This window comes from Flagellimonas marinaquae (assembly GCF_003992675.1).
Taxonomy (GTDB): domain Bacteria; phylum Bacteroidota; class Bacteroidia; order Flavobacteriales; family Flavobacteriaceae; genus Flagellimonas; species Flagellimonas marinaquae.
The window spans coordinates 890,633-900,795 of the sequence record NZ_RZMZ01000015.1 but is presented as its reverse complement, the minus strand read 5'-3'; the positions used below and the strand labels follow the sequence as shown (position 1 = coordinate 900,795).

9 protein-coding genes are annotated in these 10,163 nt (G+C 41.1%); 4 read left to right on the top strand and 5 right to left on the bottom strand.

The window, feature by feature from the left end:
• The first annotated feature begins 158 nt into the window (after nt 1–158).
• On the top strand, nt 159–452 hold the full coding sequence (locus tag EO130_RS13475; protein WP_127142020.1) for a GIY-YIG nuclease family protein: 294 nt from the start codon (nt 159–161) through the stop codon (nt 450–452).
• A 221-nt stretch (nt 453–673) separates the two neighbouring features.
• Here the strand turns inward: EO130_RS13475 and EO130_RS13470 are convergent, their stop codons facing one another.
• Nucleotides 674–1,000, bottom strand: coding sequence for a YbaB/EbfC family nucleoid-associated protein (locus EO130_RS13470; protein ID WP_127142019.1), 327 nt, complete (start codon nt 998–1,000; stop codon nt 674–676).
• Nucleotides 1,001–1,168: 168 nt separating this feature from the next.
• Here EO130_RS13470 and EO130_RS13465 point away from each other — a divergent pair, with 168 nt between their 5' ends.
• The 3 genes from EO130_RS13465 (at nt 1,169) to EO130_RS13455 (ending at nt 5,805) form a co-directional block, all read left to right on the top strand.
• Complete coding sequence (locus tag EO130_RS13465) at nt 1,169–3,307, top strand: S9 family peptidase (protein ID WP_127142018.1); 2,139 nt, start codon at nt 1,169–1,171, stop codon at nt 3,305–3,307.
• 72 nt (nt 3,308–3,379) lie between these two features.
• Nucleotides 3,380–4,420: a cysteate synthase gene (locus tag EO130_RS13460; RefSeq protein ID WP_127142017.1), complete on the top strand. Its 1,041-nt coding sequence runs from the start codon at nt 3,380–3,382 to the stop codon at nt 4,418–4,420.
• A 125-nt stretch (nt 4,421–4,545) separates the two neighbouring features.
• Nucleotides 4,546–5,805, top strand: a complete 1,260-nt coding sequence (locus EO130_RS13455) for a cysteate-C-fatty acyltransferase (RefSeq protein ID WP_127142016.1) — start codon at nt 4,546–4,548, stop codon at nt 5,803–5,805.
• Between the two features lie 26 nt (nt 5,806–5,831).
• Here EO130_RS13455 and EO130_RS13450 read toward each other — a convergent pair whose 3' ends face one another.
• The 4 genes from EO130_RS13450 to EO130_RS13435 all read right to left on the bottom strand — a co-directional run bounded on the left by EO130_RS13450 (nt 5,832) and on the right by EO130_RS13435 (nt 10,103).
• On the bottom strand, nt 5,832–6,656 hold the full coding sequence (locus tag EO130_RS13450) for a hypothetical protein (protein WP_127142015.1): 825 nt from the start codon (nt 6,654–6,656) through the stop codon (nt 5,832–5,834).
• 112 nt (nt 6,657–6,768) lie between these two features.
• Nucleotides 6,769–7,695, bottom strand: coding sequence for a YitT family protein (locus tag EO130_RS13445; protein WP_127142014.1), 927 nt, complete (start codon nt 7,693–7,695; stop codon nt 6,769–6,771).
• A gap of 567 nt (nt 7,696–8,262) precedes the next feature.
• Nucleotides 8,263–9,480, bottom strand: coding sequence for a permease (locus EO130_RS13440; protein ID WP_127142013.1), 1,218 nt, complete (start codon nt 9,478–9,480; stop codon nt 8,263–8,265).
• Between the two features lie 212 nt (nt 9,481–9,692).
• Nucleotides 9,693–10,103 carry a hypothetical protein gene (locus EO130_RS13435; RefSeq protein WP_127142012.1) on the bottom strand — a complete coding sequence of 137 codons (411 nt, stop codon included), beginning with the start codon at nt 10,101–10,103 and terminating at the stop codon, nt 9,693–9,695.
• Between the last annotated feature and the right edge of the window lie 60 nt (nt 10,104–10,163).

Below are 10,163 nucleotides of genomic sequence, written 5' to 3'. Positions count from 1 at the left end.
CGAGAAGTGTATTTGTTTCCTTGGGATCAAAAAAGTGTTGCATTAAAGGATTCTCGATACGTTTCCTTTTGAAACACTCGAACTGACACGATTCCTCGGAATGATTATTTTAACTATTTTAGAAAATCCCAAGTTCTATCGAGAAATTAACAACCACAATGACAACCTACTTTGTGTATATCTTGAAATGCTCAGACAATACGTTTTATACTGGAATAACTTCAGATTTAACAGGTAGGTTGGAATCTCATCAAAAAGGGAAGTATAAAAATAGTTATACATATTCAAGAAGACCTTTGGAGTTGGTTTATTATTGTGAATTCACAGATCCAAACAAAGCTATTTTAGTTGAAAAGCAGATCAAAAAGTGGTCTAAAAGCAAAAAAGAAGCCTTGATTGCAGGCGAATTTGACAAACTTCCGAATTTATCTAAGAAAGATTTCAAGAAATAAAAAGTTCTCGATACGTTTCCTCCGTAAACACTCGAACTGACTGCATATTACCACGATGTCACTTCGAGTGGTTTTGGCGGAGCCAAAATTGTATCGAGAAGTGTATTTGTTTCCTTGTGATCAAAAAAGTGTTGCGGTAAAGGGTTCTCGATACGTTTCCTCCGTAAACACTCGAACTGACCTTTCCAAAAAGAATTGTATAATGAAACGTTAGGGGTATTTTACTTCAAAAAACCCTCCATTCCAGGAATGTTGGGCATACCTTCCTTGGCTACAGCCGCCAATTCAGCTTCATTAATTTTAGTAGCTTTTTCAATGGCTTTATTTAGCGTTAACACCAAATAATCCTCCAGTTGTTCCTTGTCTTCCAATAAAGAATCGTCAATACTGATGGATTTAATCTCACGATTCGCCGTTAAGGTCACCTTGAGCAATCCGTCCGAGGATGCTTCATCAATCATCACAGTGTTCAATCGCTCTTTCGTAGCTTCCACTTTCTTTTGGGTTTCTTTGATTTTACCCATCATTCCCATTAAATCTCCAAACATATCTTCAAATTTTACATGTAATTGTCCGTAGGTTGATCATTGTCTAACAAGTTAAATGGAGTCCAGACATTTTTTCAACGCCTGGACTAGGGACATTATAACTTTTTCGAACAAACAATATTTTCCAAACATAAAATCAAAAGTAGTAAATTGGCTAAAATACTTTCCATGAAACAAATGATTTCAAGATTATCTATTCTGGTATTATGCCTTATTTTTGCCACCGCTTGCAAAAACAACAAAGACGAATCCATGAATATTACTCCCCCTGTAGCTCCAAAGCATCCTACCAAGCTCGAAAAACACGGTGATGTTAGAATCGATGACTACTATTGGATGAACAATAGGGAAGACCAACAGGTGCTCGACTACCTGAATGCGGAAAACGAGTATTTCCAAAAGATGACGGCCCATACCCATAAATTCCAAGAGGAACTTTTTGAAGAAATGAAAGGAAGAATCAAGGAAGATGATGAATCCGTCCCCTACCAATTGGATGGTTATTGGTACATCACCCGCTACGAAGAAGGTAAAGAGTATCCAATTTATTCCAGAAAAAAAGGGAGCTTGGATGCCGAGGAGGAGTTGTTGTTCGATTGCAACCAAATGGCGGAGGGCCACGAATACTTTAACCTTCGGGGAGTTTCCATTAGCCCTGATAATAAATTGGCTTCCTTTGGAATGGATACGATTTCACGACGGCAGTACAACATTCAAATAAAAAACCTGGAATCGGGTGAAATATTCCCTGATATCATTGAGAACACTACGGGAAGTTCTGTTTGGGCCAACGATAACAAAACGCTTTTCTATACCAAAAAAGACCCAGTGACCCTGCGGTCGGATAAAATCTTCAAGCATGTTTTGGGCACCTCAGCTGAGGAGGATGAACTGGTTTTCCACGAAAAGGACTCAACCTACAATACTTTCGTGTACAAAACTAAATCCCGGGATTATATCGTGATCGGTTCCAGCAGCACCCTTACCTCCGAATATCGCTTTTTGGATGCTGATGACCCCAATGGAAAATTCAAGGTATTCTCGCCACGTGAAAAAGGGGTGGAATATTCCATTTCCCATTTTGAGGGCGATTTTTATGTATTGACCAATAAAGACGCCGCGACCAACTTTAAATTGATGAAAACAAGCGAAAACAATACATCATCGGATAACTGGGAGGAATTTATTCCGCATCAGGAAGATGTTTTGTTGGAAGACGTGGAGATTTTTAGGGACTATTATGTAGTAACTGAACGCAAAAACGGTCTCAGCCAAATGAAAATAGCCAAATGGGATGGTTCCGATACTTATTATTTGCCTTTTGATAGTGAAACCTATGTGGCCGGTCCCTCTGTAAATTTGGATTTTGACACTAAAATACTCCGGTACTACTATAATGAGATGGGCGAACCTTACGCCATTATTGATTTTGACATGGAAACCCGAACCAAAACTGTCATGAAGCAGCAAGAGGTATTGGGTGGCAAATTTGACAAGAACAACTACAAAACCGAGCGTTTGTGGGCCACGGCAAGGGATGGCAAAAAAGTTCCTGTCTCTCTTATTTATCGGAAGGATACCCCTTTGGATGGTACCAGTCCCTTGTTGCAATATGGGTATGGTTCTTATGGAGCTACAATGGACCCATATTTTTCATCTATACGATTGAGCTTGCTAGATCGCGGGTTTATCTATGCCATTGCACATGTGAGGGGTGGTGAATATTTGGGAAGGCCTTGGTACGAGGATGGAAAATTGTTACAGAAAAAGAATACATTCACTGATTTTATCGATGTCAGTAAATTTTTGATAGAAAAAAAATATACCAGCTCCGAGCATTTGTACGCCATGGGCGGCTCTGCCGGGGGACTTTTGATGGGAGCCATCATAAATATGGAACCTCAATTGTACCATGGTATCATCGCAGCCGTACCCTTTGTGGATGTGGTCACCACCATGTTGGACGATACGATTCCGCTTACCACCGGTGAGTACGACGAATGGGGCAATCCGAACGAAAAGGAGTATTATGATTACATGAAATCCTATTCACCGTATGATAATGTGGAGGCCAAGGCGTATCCGCATATGTACGTGTCCACAGGTCTACATGATTCGCAGGTGCAGTATTGGGAGCCTGCCAAATGGGTGGCCAAATTGCGAGAGTACAAAACGGATGATAACCTGTTGTTTTTGGATACCAATATGGATGCAGGACACGGCGGGGCATCGGGCCGTTTTGAGGCTTTGAAGGAAACGGCAAAGGAATATGCGTTCATTTTGGACTTGGAAGGAAAAGCCCTTTAAAAATAAAATGTTACATTTGCACCGAACAAATGCCTTATCTTTAAAGGTGTTGTTCCCTACCTAATACCAGTTATGAAGAAACAGATAAATGCGCACAGCAATATCCTAGACCTAATTGGAAGTACCCCCTTAGTTAAGCTAAACAGAATTACTGCCCCCCTTACCGGAAACTTCTATGCCAAATTGGAATGTTTCAATCCTGGACATTCTGCAAAAGATAGAATTGCGGTCCATATTATCGAGGAAGCAGAGCGAAAAGGCATTTTAAAGCCCGGTAGTACCATTATTGAAACTACCTCGGGCAATACAGGCTTTAGCTTGGCTATGGTAAGTATCGTAAAAGGTTACAAGTGTATTTTGGCTGTAAGTTCAAAATCCTCTCCGGATAAAATCGATATGCTGCGCTCTATGGGAGCAAACGTATATGTATGTCCGGCCCACGTGAGTGCAGATGACCCACGCTCGTATTATGAGGTGGCTAAACGTTTGCACAGTGAAACACCGAATTCCATTTATATTAATCAATATTTCAATGAGCTGAATATTGACGCCCATTATTCCAGTACAGGTCCTGAAATTTGGGAACAAACTAACGGTTTGATTACACATTTGGTAGCATGTAGTGGAACGGGAGGAACCATTTCAGGGATAGCGCGCTATCTAAAGGAGCAGAATCCAGATATTAAAGTTTTGGGTGTTGATGCGTATGGTTCTGTGTTAAAAAAATATCATGAAACCGGGGAATTCGATCACAACGAAGTATATCCGTACCGAATTGAAGGCTTAGGCAAAAACTTGATACCCGCCGCCACCGATTTCAATGCCATTGACAGATATGTAAAGGTAACTGACGGTGAAAGTGCCCATATGGCGCGCAAATTGGCTCATACAGAGGGGATTTTCGCAGGTTATACAAGTGGAGCCGCCACGCAGGCCTTGTACCAATTGAATACCGAAGGAGAATTTACCGAGGATAGCAATGTGGTCGTGGTTTTCCCAGACCATGGTTCTAGGTACATGAGTAAAGTATACAGTAATGAGTGGATGGAGAATCAGGGTTTCTTTGATATCCAAAACGCAGAAGTACCAGAAGAAATCAAGTATATTAAATAAACCAGTACCCTGCAATACCTCAACAACGGCGATGAAATTTCATCGCCGTTTTTTTTATGTGAAAATTTCGTTATGCAAGGTTCGTAAAAATCTATACTTTTGCAGATGAATTAATATTAAGGTAGATGAGAGATTTATTCGATAGAATCATTGAGAACAAAGGACCTTTAGGAAAATGGGCCTCACAGGCTGAAGGCTATTTTGTTTTTCCCAAGTTGGAAGGACCAATTTCCAACAGAATGAAGTTTCAAGGAAAGGACGTTATAACGTGGAGTATCAATGACTATCTAGGTTTGGCCAACCTACCTGAAATCAAGAAAGTAGACGGTGAAGCTGCTTTGGAACACGGATCTGCTTATCCTATGGGCGCCCGTATGATGAGCGGTCATACTGATTATCACGAACAACTGGAAAAAGAATTGGCGGAGTTCGTGAACAAAGAAGCTGCCTACCTGTTAAATTTTGGATATCAAGGCTTTATGTCTGTTGTGGACGCTTTGGTTTCCAAAGACGACATCATTGTGTACGATGTGGATTGCCATGCGTGTATCATCGATGGTGTTCGTTTGCACATGGGGAAACGCTTTACCTTTAAGCACAATGATGCTGAAAGCTTGGAGAAGAACTTGGAACGTGCCACCAAGTTGGCCAGCGAGACCGGTGGTGGCATCTTGGTAATTTCCGAAGGAGTTTTTGGAATGCGAGGTGAGCAAGGCATCCTTAAGGAGATTGTAGCACTTAAGAAAAAGTTCAAGTTCCGATTGTTGGTAGATGATGCGCACGGATTCGGAACCTTGGGAAAAACTGGTGCTGGGGCAGGAGAGGAGCAAGGCATACAAGATGATATTGACGTTTATTTGGCCACCTTTGCCAAGTCGATGGCAGGAATCGGAGCTTTTGTTGCCGCCCAAAAGGAAATCATAGAATATTTAAAATATAACTTGCGTTCGCAAATGTTTGCCAAATCATTGCCCATGGTATATGTAAAAGGTGCCCTTAAGAGGCTGGACATGTTGCGTACCATGCCAGAGCTTAAGGCAAAGCTGTGGGAAAATGTGAATGCGCTTCAAAATGGATTAAAAGAGAGAGGCTTTGATATCGGTACAACCACCAGTTGTGTTACCCCTGTGTACTTGAACGGTAGTATCCCCGAAGCAATGGCCCTAGTGAAGGATCTCCGTGAGAACCATGGAATATTCTGCTCCATTGTGGTATATCCTGTGATTCCAAAGGGATTGATTCTGCTTCGTTTGATTCCAACAGCAACACATACAATGCAAGATATTGAGGAAACCTTGGACGCTTTCTCTGCCATTAGGGAACGCTTACAGAATGGAACCTACAAAAGACTTTCTGCTGCCGTAGCGGCGGCCATGGGAGAGTAATTTCTTTATTTACTTACTTTAAATTTTTAATTGCAGCGGACTTTGTTCCGCTGCAATGCATATTGGGTGTTACCACGTCGCCATCTTCCTTGCCTCACCTCGTTTTCATTAAAAGGATTTAAGCTGGTGTCACCGTTGTAGTATTGAAGATAAACCGCAGGTGCCCCTTGGTACGACACCAGTTGCCAAGTACCTGAACTATTTCCGTAGGAAACACCTTGGGCATTTCCGCCATAATCGCCTTCCACACTGAATGAACCATCCGTATTCATGGAAAAAGTACCATTGGCGCAAAAATTCACGTACGTAATGGAACTGGCCATGCTATCGTTTACATAAGAAGTACGCTGATAAAATACCAATTGACTCCCAGAAATGATGTTCAACAACCCTTGGTTGTCAAGTTCAGGGTATTGACCGTCGGTATTTACAGGTGATGGTGGATTTGGTGTGCCATTCATGCTATTTCCCGCAACGCCACTATTGTCTTTCATATAGGGGGTCAAATCAAAACTGCCCAAATTGTGAAGGTCGGAATACTTGTAAAAGGGTTCATTGTATCCGGTGGCGCGCACGCTCATTTGTAATCCAGAGAGATTGGCTTCAAAAACAACAGGCCCATCCAGCCCGAAAATCTGACCATTCAGGCGAGTGTCGGTACCCGTGGCCCGTATGGCAAAACTTGCACCTACCGCGGCCAGCATTCCGTGGTATTCGTCGCCTACCCTTTTAAACTGGATAGAAACACTTTCCGATGTGTTTATAAAAGTTCCAACAAAATTGGAACTCTGCCCAAAAGCGGTGAATATGGATAGGACAAGGGCATAAAAAATCAGAGTACTCTTTTTCATAGGCAGCAATAATAGTTTTAAAGCTATCAAAAAGATGGTTATCCCACAATTAAATTAGATGTTTGACCTCTTTAGGGACCTAAAAAAGTGGAAGATGCTAAAATGGCTTGTTTTAAAGAGGTTTCTTATGCTTTTCCAAAACTTCTGGACTGTAAAGGTCTGGTGCCAAGGTTCTTGTCTTCTCCCGACTCAGATATTTCCTCAGGACGCCTCCTTTCACGCTGTTCACTTCAAACTCAATAATAAAAGCATCCTCATCAATGGTATCCACTATCCGATACACTTTTTTGGAGTCAATTCGGTTGAGTACCGTTTGTATCACTTCTACATTATTGATTTCACCCCGACTACCAAATCCACGTACGCCCCCGTAGATGGTCATTCCCAGTCCTACTTGGTTCAAGAGTTCATCTTGGATTTCTTTTTGTTTGTGGCTTACGATCAATAACCCAATATAGTCCTCAAAGCCTTCGAAGACAAAGTCGATTACCTTTCCAGTGATGATAAAGGTCAATATGGAATAAAGGGCGATTTCAATGGATATGAGCCATGCCGTTATGGCAAACAGAACGGTGTTGAACAACAAGATGATGGTACCAATGGGAATCCCAAATTGATCGTGTAGGTAAATGCCCAATATTTCCGAGCCATCCAATACGGCACCATTTTTTATGGCCAATCCAATGCCGGCTCCTAGGGAAATTCCTCCAAAGATGGCAATGAGCAGTTTCTCTTCGGTCACTGCTTCAAAATTCTCAAAATGGATAACCACTGCAAGCGCCAAAACCGAAATTACCGATTTGATCATCACCCTTTTGGTCAAAGTGAGCCAGCCCAGAATAAAGAAAGGGATGGAAATGATAGGGAGAATATAGGAGATTTCAATGGGAATAAATTCGCCCAACAAGATGGCAATACCGGTTACCCCACCATCCAAAAAGCCATTAGGAAGCAGAAAAGCTTTCAACCCAATACTGGCCAATAAAATGGCCAAGGCTATTTGTAGGTATTCAAATGTGAGGCTACGGATTTTTTTCATTTGGCAACCATTTCTTGCTATGGTCAAGATACAACCTTAGTTTTATTTACGTCTCTTTTTATTAAAATTCACTTAGTGGGCTTTATAAAAGTCAACAAACAATTCACTAGCAAGTTGGTTTATGGGTTTAACGGTGCCTTCAGCCCATCAGAAAGTGATAAAAGGACCAAAATGATGCACAAAAGGCCCAAGAGCAGATTCAACCATCGAAGCAGTTGTGTGGCGATTCGGTATTGCCGTTTTGCATTACCTTCATGAATTGTGATGGGATAATTAAAAATCCAAGGATACTGGTTGAGTTTAAAGATGCCAAAAGCTAGCAAACCTAATATAATGGGGCCAGCCCAAAGAACATCTTTCGAGCAAAAACCGTTCTGATCTTTGGTAGGCCAATTAAAGTAGATTGGAATTTTTTGGGGAAGCTGGGAAAAAAATATGGAAATGAGGATTATAGAGACCAAAATGAGAAAAAAGGTCAGCAATTCGATTGACTTGTCCAATCGTGTTTTTTTGAGGATTATTTTAGGGCGATTCATATTTTAAGTTCTAGGTAACTCAAAGCTAACACTATAGCGTAAATTTTAGAAGCATACCTACCACTAACCAGAAGTAGCAAATTAGTGCAGTCCATTTTAAGGTTTTTTCAAGAACAGGGATTTTCGGGGCCATCTCTTTGTGGTGTTTCACTTTATCACCTTTTACAAAACCAAAATAAATGAGAAGTCCTGTAAGCATAAGAAATATCAAGTTGAGCCAAAAGGTATAATTGATTTCAAAAGGATTCTTTTCCGTGATGTCTTTGCTGGCTCCGTCAGGAATCAATTGCAAAAAGTCAAACCCATAATGCAGGATAAGGGATGCTCCAATCAATGAATTAAACAGCAGGAAAAGGATAAAGAGGGACATTTTCCAACCGTAGTACTTGGCATTGATTCGAAGAACAGGGAAAACTATAAGATCGCTAAAGATAAATGCCATAACCCCGGCAAAGCTTACGCCTTTTCCAAACAATAGCGCTGCCAAAGGAATGTTGCCCATAGAGCCTATAAAAGTGAGGAAAGCGGCCACAGGCCCCATAACAACGTGTTCCAGTAAGGTTAGAAAAGTAAATGTCTGGTGTCCTTCGCCAGTGTTGATAAAAAGTGTCTGAAAAAATGAATCTGGGACAAAAGCGGCAACAATTCCCGCAATGGTAAAACCCACGGTTACATCTTTCCAGACCATTTTCCATTCCATGGCATACTGCTTGCCTACCTTGGCCCAACTTTCCTGGGACCGAAGTTTTTCTGTTAAGGGCTTATCGGACATGGAGGACGAACTGGATGCCTCCAGATGTTCCCTAGCTTTTTTGATGAGTTTTTTGGGGTTGATCAATCGAATGAGCAACCAACTGAAGAGAATCAGTAAAATTCCGCCCACGTATTCGCCTACCACAAATTGCCAGCCCAGAAAAATGGAAATAATGATTCCCAGTTCAATTACCAGATTAGTGGAAGCTAAAAGAAAAGCTATTGAAGACACAAAGCTCGCTCCTTTTTGAAACAGCGATTTGGAAGTAGCCAAGGCTGAAAAACTGCACGAACTGCTTATAAAACCAAAGAATGTTCCCAAGAGCACACTTTTTCCGCCACCACCTCCCATAGTTTGCTGCATGCGCTTTTCCGTTAAAAATATTTGAATAAGGGAACTTATGGCGTATCCTAAAATGAAAGCCCATAAGGCCATCCAAAAAAAGCCAATGCTGGTATACGCTGCTTCGCCCCATTGTTGTAAAAATCCGTTCATTACAGTCTTTTTTACCTATTCCAAAAGACATCTTGGTTCAGTGTGTAGGGTGGATTCAGGAAATAATCCATGGCATAGGTGTTGTTTTGGACAAAAATTGCCTGATTCCCTTGATTTTAAGGTAACAAATACTTGGGAAAGAGAAAACGCATTTGGAAATAATCTGATGAATGTTGAATTAAACCTATCTTGTTTTAAATTCAACTACCAAGTCATTTCTTGTGGTATTGCCCAGTTTTAAACCCGATAAATGCTAAGAGAACCAACAATGCTATCTGAATATAAAAAAAGACTGCGGATAGGGTGTTCAGTAGTAAGGATTCCAGAATAAAATGAATGCCATTTACCATTACTATCAACACTATGGTGGCAATAATCAATATCAGATTTACGGTTTTATTTTTAAAACCCCTGCGCAGGATACGCCCCAGATATACCACGAAAAAGAACAGAGATACCAGTAATAAAAAGATGTTGTAGCTTGGAAATATCAGGTAGGTGTCATGCACGTTTATGTCGATCGTTCCATCCATCACAAAACCTTGCTTTCCAAATAGCAGGAACTGCGTTAATATCACCGCAGTGACTGTGCCCAGAATCCAAAATAATTCTCTTTTTTTCATCACATAAAGCCTTTTTAGTTGCTTTTGAGCTTTTACAGCGCTTTCGGGCAGCAACTTACA